Consider the following 14,885-nt stretch of genomic DNA (forward strand, 5'->3'; position numbering starts at 1 on the left):
GACATCAACCCTGCCCTTCAGGGGTGGGGTTACCTTGCTTATCCTCTGTAAACTCCTTTCTGAGCATCACATAATCGAAAACATCATGGTTTGCATCCACAACCCGTGAGTCTCCTTTATAGTGTGCAATCACTTCCTCAAGCGTTTGCGGCTGTTCCGGCTTTGTTACCCCCATCCACGCATTAATAAGGTAATTATTGTAAGCTGTCGAAAAGATGTTGTTTTCCGTTGTGCGATCCACGCCATCCCCAAGAACGGGGCTATACCAGATAAACATCGGGACATGATATGCCTGCTGGCTAGCCTCCCTGCCTCCATGAAAATAGACGTTCTTCTTCGTAGGGTCACGTTCCAGGCCGTGGTCGGCAAAATACATGACCGAGGCGCGGCGATCTTTTAATAATTCAAAAACCTGACCTAGCAAACTATCTGTGTAATGAATGGAGTTGTCATAGCAGGCATCCTGATCGTCCTGCGGTTGAAACACGGCGCTGGATTGCGGATAGGCGCTACAAGCCGGTTCATGGCTTCCATTTAAATGAAGAACAATCAGTTTCTTTTGCTGCGTATTTTGCTGTAATGCTTGCGATAAATGCGGCAACAACAATTCATCAAATCCTCTGACATAAACTGTTTCCATGGCGCGCATGGCGATACTGGTAACTGCTGTACCATTCTGCCGAAAAGCGGATTGCGAGCTTAGCCAGAAAGTCTGAAATCCTGCTTGATTAGCCATATTAATAATGTTGTCGGGGTAATTATGAATGTCATGACTCAAAACAGAATCAGCAGTTAAAGAAAGGGGAACCGACAGCGCAGTGTAAGGTGCGCCGCTTATTGCTTGATTAAACAGTTTGATCTGTTTTCTTTGTGCTTCAACTTGCGGTGTCGTAGAGCGTGTATATCCATACAAAGACATATTGTCGACACGTACAGACTCCCCCACAATCAACACGTAGGTATCAATACCTGTATCCCTGACTGATAATTGAAAATACGGCACCGTGTTTGCAATTGAGAGTAATCTTTGATGCTCTTTCGCTGCTAAAGCAAAATAGTTGAGATTGAAAAACGGCGTATAGGTAGCAAATCGCGACGCTAGTATATATGGACTGAACGCTTTTTTATTTTTTGCATCTTTATAAGCAAATTGACAAGCGGAAAATAAACTGCCCGAAATGACAATCAGCAATAATATTCCTGTCACTTTTTTTGTCGGCAAGGAAACATCATATTTTATTATTACTGCCAAAAAAAGAAGGGATAAAAAAGCAAAGGCACATAGATAAGGGATATACATCCCCAGCATTTTGACAACTTCATCCGGATCACTCTGGAGCACACTAATCGCAAATCCATCATTGAAAGTTGTACCAAAGGTACACCATGAATAGAGGCTAATACTCATGTCTGCCGCAGTCAGTAACACAAATGGTGCGGCAACAAGCAGGCGAAGCGGAAGGGATGATATACGTTTTACAACCAGGATGGTCAGAACGAAGAACAGCAAGCGCTGAACCATATGCGCGCCGGAAGAGGCGACTAAGTTCGTAATACCAAAAACAATAACACAAAGATACAACAACCAATGAGATTTAAAACTTCTAGCAAATTTGTTGAATACTGTCATCCAGAAATCCAAGTTCACAACCAATATAAACAATTATCAACAATGTTCAATTTTATATCAGACATGTTTTTCAACTCTGATCCATATCAGACCGAAACACTGTTAGTTTTTTCTTTTTAAATGATGCGGCCATTGCGTTCTCAGTAATTAAATAACATTATCAATGCGTCTCTAAACATTACGCAGAACGTAGCCATCAGTAGTTATACTGACAGGAGCAGGATGGTTTATCGAGAAGTAAACATATCCGTATTCGTACCGGAACTGGAGTTGACACAATAAAGTGCCAATTATGTCAGCAGAAGGGAAAAGTTTATAACTAAGGCGTACCGGCACCATCGTTTCAAGGTACCAGCTACGAGTAAAGCAACTGGACGAGATACAGATACCTGACAACCATTCCTCAGACCAGGACCAAAACGAAAAAAGACGCTTTTCAGCGTCTCTTTTCTGGAATTTGGTACCGAGGACGGGACTTGAACCCGTAAGCCCTATTGGGCACTACCACCTCAAGGTAGCGTGTCTACCAATTCCACCACCTCGGCACGGATACTACTTTTTAGTTCGGGATATCGCTGGTCGGCTTAGCCGGAGCAGCTGGTTGAGTTTGTTCGGTTTTCACCGGTGCACTCAGATTTTCCCATTCGCTACCTTTATTGGTTTTGTTGCTATTGATGTTACCCAGCACCAGACTGATGATGAAGAATAACGTTGCCAGCAGCGCCGTCATGCGGGTCATGAAGTTACCAGAACCACTTGAACCAAACAGCGTAGCGGAAGCGCCTGCTCCGAAGGAGGCTCCCATATCAGCGCCTTTACCTTGCTGCAGCATGATCAGACCAACAAGGCCAATTGCCACAATAAGGAAAACTACTAAAAGAGCTTCGTACATAATCAACCTGTTCCTTGCGGAGTTGCCGCGTACCAATGCTTCAACCAATAAAGCGGGAGTTTTTAATCTTTCCCACTGAAGCGGGTGTGAATACTAACCAAAGCGAATGACCTTCGCAAGGGCAATTTTATCGCATTGTATCAACTGCGGAAAAAAACAGCAAAACCGATGTGTTCGCTGAGAAAAAAGGCGACAATCGCCGCCTTTTTAGCCAGTTATCTAACGCTTTAAACGGCTTTTACTGCATCGGCGATGCGGTGTGCAAATTCAGTCACCTGCGCTTCGTCTTCGCCTTCCACCATCACGCGAATTAACGGTTCGGTGCCGGATTTACGCAGCAACACGCGTCCACGGTTGCCCAGCGCAGCTTCAACCTCTGCGGTCACGGCTTTAACTGACTCATGCTCAAGTGGATCGCCGCTACCTGCGGTGTAACGTACGTTAACCAGAATCTGCGGGAACATTTTCATGCCGCTGCAAAGGTCGTGCAGGCTCATATGGTTACGTGCCATAGCCGCCAGCACCTGCAAGCCAGCAACGATGCCGTCACCGGTAGTAGTTTTATCCAGCAGGATCACATGACCGGAATTCTCTGCACCGATACGCCAGCCTTTCTCCTGCATTTTTTCCAGTACGTAGCGGTCACCCACTTTCGCGCGCGCAAATGGAATTCCTAACTGTTTCAGCGCCAGTTCAAGCCCCATGTTGCTCATCAATGTACCCACAGCGCCACCACGCAGCTGGCCCTGACGAAGACCTTCACGCGCGATGATATACATGATCTGATCGCCATCGACTTTATTGCCTTCATGGTCAACCATAATCACGCGATCGCCATCGCCGTCGAAGGCAATACCGAGATCCGCTTTTTCAGCCAGCACACGAGCCTGGAGCGCGCGAACGTCGGTAGCCCCCACTTCGGCATTGATGTTTACACCGTTTGGCTCACAACCGATAGCGATAACGTTCGCCCCCAGTTCGCGCAGCACGTTCGGCGCGATGTGATAAGTCGCACCGTTTGCACAATCCACCACAATCTTCAGTTCACTGAGGCTAAGTTCGTTCGGGAACGTGGCTTTGCAAAACTCGATATAGCGACCCGCGGCATCAACGATACGGCTGGCTTTACCCAGTTCTGCCGAATCAACGCAGCTGATCTCCTTTTCCATTTCCGCTTCGATGGCCTCTTCTACCGCATCCGGCAGTTTGGTGCCGTCGATAGAGAAGAATTTAATGCCATTATCGTAGAACGGGTTATGCGATGCAGATATCACAATTCCGGCCTCTGCGCGGAAGGTACGCGTCAGATAAGCCACGGCCGGTGTTGGCATCGGGCCAGTGAAGAGTGCGGAAAGGCCCGCTGCCGCCAGACCCGCTTCCAGTGCTGACTCCAGCATATAGCCAGAAATACGCGTGTCTTTACCAATAATGATCTTACGGGAGCCGTGGCGCGCCAGCACTTTACCCGCGGCCCAACCCAGCTTAAGCACAAAATCAGGTGTGATCGGCGCATCCCCTACACGACCACGAATCCCATCGGTACCGAAATATTTACGATTACTCATAGCGTTTGTTTTCCTTTGCAGACAGAGTGGCTTCCACCACCCGCATCGCTTCTACGGTTTCTTTGACGTCATGAACACGAATAATGTGCGCGCCTTGCATTGCGGCAATGACCGCACAGGCCAGACTACCGCTCAGGCGCTCGGACGGCCCCACGTTCAGCAGCTGCCCAATCATCGATTTTCGTGACATACCTACCAACAGCGGCAGGTTGAAATGGTGAAATTCAGCCAGGCGCGCCAGTAATGAATAGTTATGGGAGAGATTTTTACCGAAACCGAATCCGGGGTCGAGCAACAATTTCTCTTTTGCGATACCCGCCTGCTCGCAACGTGCTATTTGCTCAATAAAGTAGCGATTCACTTCTGCAAAGACATCGTCATACTTCGGAGCTTCCTGCATGGTTTTTGGATTTCCCTGCATATGCATCAGACAAACCGGTAAACCGGTTTCTGCAGCCGCCTCCAGAGCGCCAGGTTCGGAAAGGGAGCGGATATCATTAATAATGTGAGCGCCAACTTTCGCTGACTCACGGATGACTTCTGGTTTGGATGTATCTACCGAGATCCAGACTTCGAAGCGTTGAGCAATTGCCTCAACCACAGGAATAACACGTTGCAACTCTTCTTCAACGCTAACTTCCGCCGCCCCTGGGCGCGTGGACTCGCCACCAACGTCAATGATCGTCGCGCCAGCGTTGATCATCAGATTCGCATGTTTCACCGCATCTATCAGCGAGTTATGCGTGCCACCATCCGAAAAGGAATCAGGCGTGACGTTGAGGATCCCCATTACGTGAGGATGGCTAAGGTCCAGTGAAGTACCCTGGGCAAAGAGTTTCATGATGTTATCCCTGGTATGAATTGATAAGAAAAAACCCCGGAGCACGCCCCGGGGTTTTCGGTACAAATACAGTCATCTGATGCGGGAACTTACTTGTCGCCTAACTGCTCTGACATGGTGTTACCCGGGTTCGGCGTACGCGGTTCATCAACCGGACGAGGAGCCTTTGGACTACCATTGTCGCCAGAATTGTTAGAAGCGCCTGGTTCTTCCCAGCCCGCTGGCGGACGTACATCGCGACGTGCCATCAGGTCATCAATCTGCGGTGCGTCGATAGTCTCATATTTCATGAGAGCATCTTTCATCGCATGCAGAATATCCATATTGTCGGTCAGAAGCTGACGCGCACGATTATAGTTACGCTCAATCAGTGCTTTCACTTCCTGGTCGATGATACGTGCAGTTTCATCGGACATATGTTTCGCTTTCGCTACGCTACGGCCGAGGAACACTTCACCTTCTTCTTCCGCGTACAGCAGTGGACCCAATTTCTCAGAGAAGCCCCACTGAGTCACCATGTTACGTGCCAGGTTGGTCGCAACTTTAATATCGTTGGACGCACCGGTAGATACATGTTCCGGCCCGTAGATGATCTCTTCTGCCAGACGACCACCGTACAGCGTAGAAATCTGGCTTTCCAGTTTCTGACGGCTGGCGCTGATTGCGTCGCCCTCAGGCAAGAAGAAAGTCACACCCAGCGCACGACCGCGTGGGATAATCGTCACTTTGTGCACCGGATCGTGTTCCGGCACCAGGCGACCGATAATCGCATGACCCGCTTCGTGGTAAGCCGTCGATTCTTTCTGCGCTTCCGTCATCACCATGGAGCGACGTTCCGCACCCATCATGATTTTGTCTTTCGCTTTCTCGAACTCAACCATCGACACAACGCGTTTGTTGCCACGAGCAGCGAACAGTGCCGCTTCGTTCACCAGGTTCGCCAGGTCAGCACCGGAGAAACCAGGAGTACCACGGGCAATGATTGCCGCGTCGATATCGGGTGCCAATGGTACGCGACGCATGTGAACTTTCAGGATCTGCTCACGACCGCGAACATCTGGCAAGCCGACCACAACCTGACGGTCGAAACGGCCAGGACGCAGCAGGGCCGGGTCGAGAACGTCCGGACGGTTAGTCGCGGCGATAACGATGATACCTTCGTTACCTTCGAAGCCATCCATCTCAACCAGCATCTGGTTCAGAGTCTGTTCACGTTCATCGTGACCACCGCCCAGACCAGCGCCACGCTGGCGGCCTACGGCGTCGATTTCATCGATAAAGATGATGCACGGTGCCGCTTTCTTCGCCTGTTCGAACATGTCACGAACACGGGATGCACCCACACCGACGAACATTTCTACGAAGTCAGAACCGGAGATAGTAAAGAACGGAACTTTCGCTTCGCCTGCAATCGCTTTCGCCAGCAGCGTTTTACCGGTACCCGGAGGACCGACCATCAAGACGCCTTTCGGGATCTTACCGCCGAGTTTCTGGAAGCGGCTCGGCTCGCGCAGATACTCAACCAGTTCAGCAACTTCTTCTTTTGCTTCGTCGCAGCCCGCAACGTCAGCAAAGGTCGTTTTGATCTGATCTTCCGTCAGCATGCGCGCTTTGCTCTTACCAAACGACATGGCACCTTTGCCACCGCCGCCCTGCATTTGACGCATGAAGAAGATCCAGACACCAATCAGCAACAGCATCGGGAACCAGGAGATGAAGATAGAAGCCAGCAGGCTTGGTTCTTCAGGCGGTTCACCGACAACCTTGACGTTCTTGGTCAACAGGTTATCCAGTAATTTCGGATCCTGAACCGGAATGTAAGTGGTATAACGGTTACTATCTTTCTTGGTAACGTTGATTTCACGTCCGTTGATACGCGCTTCACGAACCTGGTCGTTATTGACCTCTTGTAGGAAGGTAGAGTAATCCACCTTACGGCCATTAGACTCGCTGGGCCCAAAGCTCTGGAATACTGACATCAGCACAACGGCAATGACCAGCCAGAGTATTAGGTTTTTCGCCATGTCACTCAAGGGATTAACCTCTTATTACAACTGTGTTAAAAACAGCGTCAGGATACTCTATATCCAGCATCTTTCAAACTTTCGTCTGAAATCTCCCGGTTAGGGTTTACGCCCGGTCGCTACAATATACACTTCCCGCGAACGTGCACGAGAAGAGTCCGGCTTACGAACTTTGACCTTCGTAAACAGGGAGCGAATTTCCCTTAGATACTCATCGAAACCTTCGCCCTGGAACACCTTCACTACAAAACTGCCACCTGGCGCTAATACATCACGACACATTTCTAGCGCCAGTTCCACCAGATACATGGCACGGGGGATATCCACCGCCGGTGTTCCGCTCATGTTTGGTGCCATATCGGACATGACAACCTGGACTTTGCTGTCGCCAACGCGCTCCAGCAGTGCTTTCATCACCAGTTCATCACGAAAATCGCCCTGAAGAAAGTCCACACCAACGATAGGATCCATAGGTAAAAGATCGCAAGCGATGATGCGGCCTTTGCCGCCAATTTGGGTGACCACATATTGTGACCAACCACCCGGAGCAGCACCAAGGTCGACAACCGTCATTCCCGGTTTAAAGAGTTTGTCACTTTGCTGTATTTCATCAAGTTTAAACCAGGCACGGGAACGTAACCCCTTTTTCTGTGCCTGTTGAACATATTTATCGCTAAAGTGTTCCTGAAGCCAGCGGCTGGAGCTGGCAGAACGCTTCTTACCTGTCATTTAACTTTCCCATGGGGATAACTCATCGTAACCAATTGCGTAAATTTTTACGCGCCTATTTGGTGATATATGGGAGATGGCGGTAGAATGACCCGTTTTCAATCCCAACGTAAGCAAAAAATACGATGAATCTGAGTACTAAACAAAAACAGCACCTGAAAGGTCTGGCACATCCGCTCAAGCCAGTTGTTCTGCTTGGCAGTAATGGTTTGACCGAAGGGGTGCTGGCCGAGATTGAACAAGCGTTAGAGCACCATGAACTCATCAAGGTGAAAATCGCCACCGAAGATCGCGAAACTAAAACCTTGATCGTGGAAGCTATCGTGCGCGAAACCGGCGCCTGTAATGTACAGGTCATCGGTAAAACGCTGGTGCTTTATCGCCCAACTAAAGAACGTAAAATCTCGCTGCCACGCTAAGATTATCCTAAAGTTACACACATTTGCTGTGTAAAACGAGGGGTTTTCCGCAGGCAGGAGAGCAAAATGCCACGCTCTGTTCGTTGATAAAAGGCCGCATAGCGGCCTTTTTCCTTTCTTTACAATACATCAACATCTTGAGTATTGGGTAATTCTTACAGGTATTCCACCTTAATTACTTCAAATTCTACTTCGCCGCCCGGCGTTTTGATGACCACAACATCATCTTCTTCTTTGCCGATCAGGCCACGAGCAATAGGCGAGTTTACAGAAATCAGGTTTTGTTTAAAGTCAGCTTCGTCATCGCCAACGATGCGATAAGTCTGTTCTTCGTCAGAATCGAGATTCAGCACCGTTACGGTAGCACCAAAAATAACGCGCCCATTGTTGGGCATTTTGGTGACATCAATCACCTGCGCGTTTGACAGCTTGGCTTCGATGTCTTTGATACGGCCTTCGCAGAAGCCCTGCTGTTCACGAGCTGCGTGGTATTCGGCGTTTTCTTTCAGGTCGCCATGCTCACGCGCTTCCGCGATAGCAGCAATGATTTCAGGACGGCGCACAGATTTCAGAAAATCCAGCTCTTCGCGTAATTTTTCAGCGCCGCGTAAGGTCATCGGAATAGCTTGCATTTGTTATACCTCTTGAATATTCCTGATGGGGCAAGTCTTCACCCACCCCGGCTGTTCGGCCTGCCCGGCATAACTCCTCACCGGGACCAGAAGCAAAAAAATACCGACCCGGGTACAAGTCCCAGGTCAGCTACAATTCACATTTTGATAGTCATTTTACCCTGAAGTTCCCGAAGGGTCATCGTTTACTTTATAGGGCGTTGCGCCGTAGTATGACGGCTCGATTCCAGGTTGTTAGCGCGAGATTATGCGATTTTCCAGATTTATCATCGGATTGACCAGCTGTATAGCGTTCAGTGTTCAGGCCGCAAATGTTGATGAGTATATTACTCAACTCCCCGCTGGTGCCAACCTTGCCCTGATGGTGCAAAAAGTCGGCGCGTCGGCCCCCGCTATTGATTACCACAGTCAGCAGATGGCGCTGCCCGCCAGTACGCAGAAAGTGATTACTGCGCTGGCGGCGTTGATTCAACTCGGCCCCGATTTTCGTTTTACCACGACGCTTGAAACCAAAGGCAATGTGGAAAACGGCGTACTTAAGGGTGACTTAGTGGCGCGATTTGGTGCCGATCCGACGTTAAAACGTCAGGATATTCGCAATATGGTCGCGACTTTGAAAAAATCTGGCGTCAACCAAATCGATGGCAATGTGTTGATAGATACCTCCATTTTCGCCAGCCACGATAAAGCCCCCGGCTGGCCATGGAATGACATGACACAATGCTTTAGCGCTCCGCCTGCCGCCGCCATAGTTGACCGCAACTGTTTCTCCGTCTCGCTCTACAGTGCCCAAAAACCCGGTGATATGGCCTTTATACGCGTGGCATCTTATTACCCCGTTACGATGTTCAGCCAGGTACGCACCCTCCCCCGTGGTTCTGCCGAAGCGCAATACTGCGAACTGGATGTGGTGCCAGGCGACCTGAACCGCTTTACGCTGACGGGATGCCTGCCACAACGTTCTGAGCCGCTCCCGTTGGCTTTTGCCGTACAGGATGGAGCCAGCTATGCCGGGGCAATTCTGAAAGATGAGTTAAAACAGGCGGGTATCACCTGGAGTGGAACACTGCTGCGCCAGACTCAGGTTAACGAACCTGGAACGGTAGTTGCCAGTAAACAGTCGGCCCCGCTGCACGATCTGCTTAAGATTATGCTGAAAAAGTCAGACAACATGATCGCCGATACGGTTTTCCGCATGATAGGCCATGCGCGCTTCAATGTGCCTGGAACATGGCGGGCCGGGTCGGACGCCGTGCGTCAGATCCTGCGCCAGCAAGCCGGTGTCGATATTGGAAACACCATTATTGCCGATGGTTCAGGGCTTTCGCGGCATAACCTGATTGCCCCCGCCACCATGATGCAGGTGCTGCAATACATTGCCCAACACGACAATGAACTTAACTTTATCTCCATGCTGCCGCTGGCGGGCTATGACGGCTCTTTGCAGTACCGTGCAGGTCTGCATCAGGCGGGCGTGGATGGCAAAGTCTCAGCGAAAACCGGTTCGTTGCAGGGGGTATATAACCTGGCGGGATTCATTACCACAGCGAGCGGGCAACGAATGGCGTTTGTGCAATATCTTTCTGGCTATGCAGTAGAACCGGCGGATCAGCGTAATCGCCGTATTCCGTTAGTGCGTTTCGAAAGCCGTTTGTATAAAGATATTTACCAGAACAATTAGTCAAAAAGAAACCCCGGCATATGGCCGGGGTTTCAGATTATTGACAAAGTGCGCTTTGTTTATGCCGGATGCGGCGTGAACGCCTTATCCGGCCTACAAAATCGTGCAAATTCAATATATTGCAATCATCTTGTAGGCCTGATAAGTGTAGCGCATCAGGCTTATTTGGCATTGGTCATTAGTGATTAACGCTTGTAAATGAACTCAACGCCTTCTTCGTCGTCTTCGTCCCAGTCGTCATCCCAGTCCTCATCATCCTCTTCAGCAATCTCTTCAAGCTGCTGACGATGATAATCATCCCACATGAATTCGACTTTCTCTGGCTGTTTCGCTTCTTCAGCCTGCACGACCGGGTTTTCAATGATAAAGGTCATCACATCCCAGCAGAGATCTTTCACGCCCAGTCCGCTCGCCGCAGAGATCAGATAATATTTATCTTCCCAGCCCAGCGCCTCAGCGATCGCTTTCGCTTTCTCTTCGGCTTCTGCCTTATCCAGCAGATCGATCTTGTTGAACACTAACCAACGCGGTTTCGCCGCCAGATCCTGGCTGTATTTTTCCAGCTCGCTGATAATAATACGCGCGTTTTCAACCGGATCGGTGCCGTCAATCGGATCGATATCGATGAGGTGCAACAGGACGCGGCAACGTTCCAGGTGCTTCAGGAAGCGGATACCCAGACCTGCGCCTTCCGCAGCGCCTTCAATCAGTCCTGGAATATCGGCAACAACGAAGCTCTTTTCGTTGTCCATTCGTACCACACCCAGACTTGGCACCAGAGTGGTAAACGGATAATCCGCCACTTTCGGTTTAGCCGCCGATACCGCGCGAATAAAGGTCGATTTCCCCGCGTTTGGCATCCCCAACATACCGACGTCAGCCAGCAGCATCAGCTCCAGCAGCAGCTCACGCTTATCACCCGGCGTACCGTTGGTTTTCTGCCGTGGTGTACGGTTAACGGACGATTTGAAACGGGTATTGCCCAGACCGTGCCAGCCGCCCTTAGCAACCAGCAGACGCTGACCGTGTTTAGTCATATCGCCCATGGTTTCACCAGTACCCTGGTCGATTACACGCGTACCTACCGGCACTTTAATCGTCACGTCTTTACCGCGCTTACCGGTACAATCGCGGCTTGCGCCGTTCTGACCGCGCTCTGCACGGAAAGATTTTTCAAAACGATAATCGATAAGCGTGTTCAGGTTTTCGTCGGCTTCCATCCATACGTCACCACCATCACCACCGTCGCCGCCATCCGGGCCGCCTTTCGGAATATACTTTTCGCGGCGGAAGCTCACGCAACCATTACCGCCATCACCTGCAACGACCAGAATCGATGCTTCATCAACAAACTTCATTTTATTCTCCGTAAATCATTCGCCTGCGCGGGGTTGCGATACCACCGTTGTATGCTTACGTAATCCGCCCCAAATACGATGACCAATGGCGGAATACATCGCGCCCGCAACCACGACAAACGCACCGAGATAACCTAAAAGGTTTAACATCGGTCTGGCGAAGAAATCGGGCCAGGCCAGTGATAAAAGATCTGAAAAAAACAGCGTAAACAGTGGGGTGAGCGTGATGATCGCGCTCACCTGCGCTGCCTGCCAGCGAGCCATCGCTTCCGCCAGGGCGCCATATCCTACCAATGTATTCAGTCCGCAAAAAATTAAACATGCGAGCTGCCAGTGGCTAAGCTGCGCTATCACTCTAGGCTTTGCCAGAGGGAAGAGCGCGATTGTACATAAAGTGTACAGCAAAAACAGGATCTGCGGTGAGGCCAGCCGACGCAATAAAACCTTTTGCGCCACGCCATAACTCACCCAAACCGTCGCCGCACCGACCCCAAAGATGACTCCCCAGGTGTAATCAGTGAGCTTTGTAAATATCTCGACCAGACTGGTGTTAAAAAACATCACCAGGCCGCTCAGGAGCATCAATGCCCCTACAACCTGAGTGCTGCGCATTTTCTCTTTCAGGATAAATACGCTGGCAACCATCATGCCAACTGGCGAGAGTTGCCCAATCACCTGCGAAGCGGTCGGACTCAGGTATTGCAAGGATGAGCTGAACAGGATGAAGTTCCCAAACAGCCCGGCGGTCGCCACTGCCAACAAAATCAACCAGCGTGGCTTACGAAACACGCGTAATGGCGGCAACCTCTTCTTCACCGCAAGAATGGCACCTAGGCCAATACTCGCCATCAAGAAACGGTAAAACACGATTGTCGGAGGTTCCATCACCTCCAGCACCTGCTTCATTGCGATTGGCAACGCCCCCCAGCAAATTGCTGTGGTGAGCGCCAAAAGAATGCCAATGCCTGCCTGCTGCTTCATACCGTATTCCCTGCAAAGCGCATTTGCGGATTAACGTCGCACTATGCTCATTTTTACCGGTTATCGAATGTAAAAAGCCCCGCAACGTGTTGCGGGGCTTTCATCCGTTACCGGGACGCGAAAAACTTATTCAGCTTCGATGCTGATAAATTTACGGTTTTTCGGGCCTTTAACTTCGAATTTCACTTTACCGTCTGCTTTAGCAAACAGAGTGTGGTCACGACCGCAACCTACGTTAGCGCCAGCGTGGAATTTGGTACCACGTTGACGAACGATGATGCTACCCGCCAGAACGGATTCGCCACCGAAACGCTTAACGCCCAGGCGTTTAGCTTCTGAATCGCGACCGTTACGTGTGGAGCCGCCAGCCTTTTTATGTGCCATTTGAAATCTCTCCTCAGGTCTTAGGCGCTGATGCCAGTAATTTTCACATCAGTGAACCACTGACGATGGCCCTGCTGCTTACGATAGTGTTTACGACGACGAAACTTAACGATTTTAACTTTCTCGCCACGACCGTGAGCAACAACTTCAGCTTTGATTACGCCGCCATCAACGAAAGGAACGCCGATTTTGACTTCTTCACCGTTTGCGATCATCAGCACTTCAGCGAACTCAACAGTTTCGCCAGTTGCGATGTCCAGCTTTTCCAGGCGAACGGTCTGACCTTCGCTTACTCGGTGTTGTTTACCACCACTTTGGAAAACCGCGTACATATAAAACTCCGCTTCCGCGCACACCTTTTCAATGATTCAGAGTGCGCTATAAATATTCACAATAGGGCGCGAATATTACGCAAAACGCACGCCTTTGACAAGTGCTACAGTCAATACACGAAGAAAAAAAACACAACTTGTACGGTAACGTTTATCTGTGCCATTTTTTCAGTACAATCACCCTATATTCCTAACCATAAACCCTAAGTTGCCTTTGTTCACAGTAAGGTAATCGGGGCGAAAAGCCCGGCTTTTGCGATGAATTTAGAAAAAATCAATGAGTTAACCGCGCAAGATATGGCGGGTGTTAATGCGGCAATCCTTGAGCAGCTTAATTCCGACGTCCAACTGATCAATCAGTTAGGCTATTACATCGTCAGCGGCGGCGGTAAACGTATTCGTCCGATGATTGCTGTACTGGCTGCACGAGCTGTTGGCTATGAGGGAAATGCGCATGTCACCATTGCTGCCTTGATCGAGTTTATCCACACGGCGACTCTGCTACACGACGACGTTGTGGATGAATCAGATATGCGCAGGGGTAAAGCTACCGCCAACGCCGCATTTGGCAATGCCGCCAGCGTGCTGGTAGGCGATTTTATTTATACCCGCGCTTTCCAGATGATGACCAGCCTCGGTTCACTCAAAGTGCTGGAAGTCATGTCAGAAGCCGTAAACGTCATCGCAGAAGGTGAAGTTCTGCAACTGATGAATGTTAACGATCCGGACATCACTGAAGAAAACTACATGCGCGTTATCTATAGCAAAACCGCGCGTCTGTTTGAGGCTGCCGCGCAGTGTTCCGGAATTCTGGCTGGCTGTACGCCGGAGGAGGAGAAAGGCCTGCAGGATTATGGGCGCTATCTCGGCACTGCTTTCCAGTTGATCGACGATTTACTCGATTACAATGCCGATGGCGAACAGTTAGGTAAAAACGTCGGCGACGATCTGAACGAAGGTAAACCGACGCTGCCGCTGCTGCATGCGATGCATCATGGCACACCAGAACAGGCACAGATGATCCGTACCGCCATCGAACAGGGTAACGGTCGCCATCTTCTGGAACCGGTTCTGGAAGCAATGAACGCTTGTGGATCTCTTGAATGGACGCGTCAGCGCGCCGAGGAAGAAGCAGACAAAGCCATCGCAGCGTTACAGGTGCTCCCGGACACCCCTTGGCGAGAAGCACTCATCGGCCTCGCGCACATCGCTGTTCAACGCGATCGTTAATCCCCTCCCCTCATCCCGCGCAGTGCGCGGGATGATTCCAGTAAACTCCATAAGAATACTTATTCAGCGTAATAATGCACTGAAAAACCAGTGTATACATCTTTATATATTCTGAATATTCACACTCTTTACAGGAACTTTTTAGAGCAATCGGCCATCAGGAGTATAGTGATGCTCGACAGAAGAA

14 protein-coding genes and 1 tRNA gene are annotated in these 14,885 nt (G+C 50.1%); 3 read left to right on the forward strand and 12 right to left on the reverse strand.

The window, feature by feature from the left end:
• Positions 1-4: 4 nt before the first annotated feature.
• The 7 genes from RTW80_RS00650 to rlmE all read right to left on the reverse strand — a co-directional run bounded on the left by RTW80_RS00650 (position 5) and on the right by rlmE (position 7,681).
• Positions 5-1,630 (reverse strand): phosphoethanolamine transferase, encoded by a 1,626-nt coding sequence (locus RTW80_RS00650; protein ID WP_001300540.1) that lies wholly within the window; start codon positions 1,628-1,630, stop codon positions 5-7.
• 458 nt (positions 1,631-2,088) lie between these two features.
• Positions 2,089-2,175, reverse strand: a tRNA-Leu gene (locus tag RTW80_RS00655).
• 14 nt (positions 2,176-2,189) lie between these two features.
• Positions 2,190-2,522 (reverse strand): preprotein translocase subunit SecG, encoded by a 333-nt coding sequence (gene secG / locus RTW80_RS00660; protein ID WP_001297427.1) that lies wholly within the window; start codon positions 2,520-2,522, stop codon positions 2,190-2,192.
• 227 nt (positions 2,523-2,749) lie between these two features.
• Positions 2,750-4,087 carry a phosphoglucosamine mutase gene (gene glmM, locus RTW80_RS00665; RefSeq protein ID WP_000071134.1) on the reverse strand — a complete coding sequence of 446 codons (1,338 nt, stop codon included), beginning with the start codon at positions 4,085-4,087 and terminating at the stop codon, positions 2,750-2,752.
• Complete coding sequence (gene folP / locus RTW80_RS00670; protein ID WP_000764731.1) at positions 4,080-4,928, reverse strand: dihydropteroate synthase; 849 nt, start codon at positions 4,926-4,928, stop codon at positions 4,080-4,082. Before folP ends, glmM begins: the two co-directional genes overlap by 8 nt.
• An 89-nt stretch (positions 4,929-5,017) precedes the next feature.
• A complete protein-coding gene (gene ftsH, locus RTW80_RS00675; protein WP_001107467.1) occupies positions 5,018-6,952 on the reverse strand; it encodes an ATP-dependent zinc metalloprotease FtsH in 1,935 nt (644 codons plus the stop codon).
• A gap of 99 nt (positions 6,953-7,051) precedes the next feature.
• A complete protein-coding gene (gene rlmE / locus RTW80_RS00680) occupies positions 7,052-7,681 on the reverse strand; it encodes a 23S rRNA (uridine(2552)-2'-O)-methyltransferase RlmE (protein ID WP_000145975.1) in 630 nt (209 codons plus the stop codon).
• 125 nt (positions 7,682-7,806) lie between these two features.
• Here rlmE and yhbY point away from each other — a divergent pair, with 125 nt between their 5' ends.
• Complete coding sequence (yhbY, locus tag RTW80_RS00685) at positions 7,807-8,100, forward strand: ribosome assembly RNA-binding protein YhbY (protein WP_001054420.1); 294 nt, start codon at positions 7,807-7,809, stop codon at positions 8,098-8,100.
• A gap of 155 nt (positions 8,101-8,255) precedes the next feature.
• On the opposite strand, the gene greA is transcribed toward yhbY, so the two are convergent.
• Entirely contained in the window at positions 8,256-8,732 is a 477-nt protein-coding gene (gene greA / locus RTW80_RS00690; protein WP_001148001.1) for a transcription elongation factor GreA, read from the reverse strand.
• Between the two features lie 247 nt (positions 8,733-8,979).
• On the opposite strand from greA, the gene dacB reads away from it, so the two are divergent.
• A complete protein-coding gene (dacB, locus tag RTW80_RS00695) occupies positions 8,980-10,413 on the forward strand; it encodes a serine-type D-Ala-D-Ala carboxypeptidase (protein ID WP_001212623.1) in 1,434 nt (477 codons plus the stop codon).
• 185 nt (positions 10,414-10,598) lie between these two features.
• Here the strand turns inward: dacB and cgtA are convergent, their stop codons facing one another.
• From cgtA to rplU, 4 genes are all read right to left on the reverse strand, one after another.
• Positions 10,599-11,771, reverse strand: a complete 1,173-nt coding sequence (gene cgtA / locus RTW80_RS00700; RefSeq protein ID WP_000673561.1) for an Obg family GTPase CgtA — start codon at positions 11,769-11,771, stop codon at positions 10,599-10,601.
• Between the two features lie 15 nt (positions 11,772-11,786).
• Complete coding sequence (locus RTW80_RS00705; RefSeq protein WP_053286470.1) at positions 11,787-12,752, reverse strand: DMT family transporter; 966 nt, start codon at positions 12,750-12,752, stop codon at positions 11,787-11,789.
• A gap of 126 nt (positions 12,753-12,878) precedes the next feature.
• Positions 12,879-13,136, reverse strand: coding sequence for a 50S ribosomal protein L27 (gene rpmA / locus RTW80_RS00710; RefSeq protein ID WP_000940595.1), 258 nt, complete (start codon positions 13,134-13,136; stop codon positions 12,879-12,881).
• 20 nt (positions 13,137-13,156) lie between these two features.
• Positions 13,157-13,468, reverse strand: coding sequence for a 50S ribosomal protein L21 (gene rplU, locus RTW80_RS00715; RefSeq protein WP_000271401.1), 312 nt, complete (start codon positions 13,466-13,468; stop codon positions 13,157-13,159).
• 258 nt (positions 13,469-13,726) lie between these two features.
• Here rplU and ispB point away from each other — a divergent pair, with 258 nt between their 5' ends.
• Entirely contained in the window at positions 13,727-14,698 is a 972-nt protein-coding gene (ispB, locus tag RTW80_RS00720; RefSeq protein ID WP_001047336.1) for an octaprenyl diphosphate synthase, read from the forward strand.
• Positions 14,699-14,885 lie beyond the last annotated feature (187 nt).

Origin of the sequence: Escherichia sp. AM3 (assembly GCF_032029835.1) — a bacterium.
In the GTDB taxonomy this organism is placed as follows: domain Bacteria; phylum Pseudomonadota; class Gammaproteobacteria; order Enterobacterales; family Enterobacteriaceae; genus Escherichia; species Escherichia coli.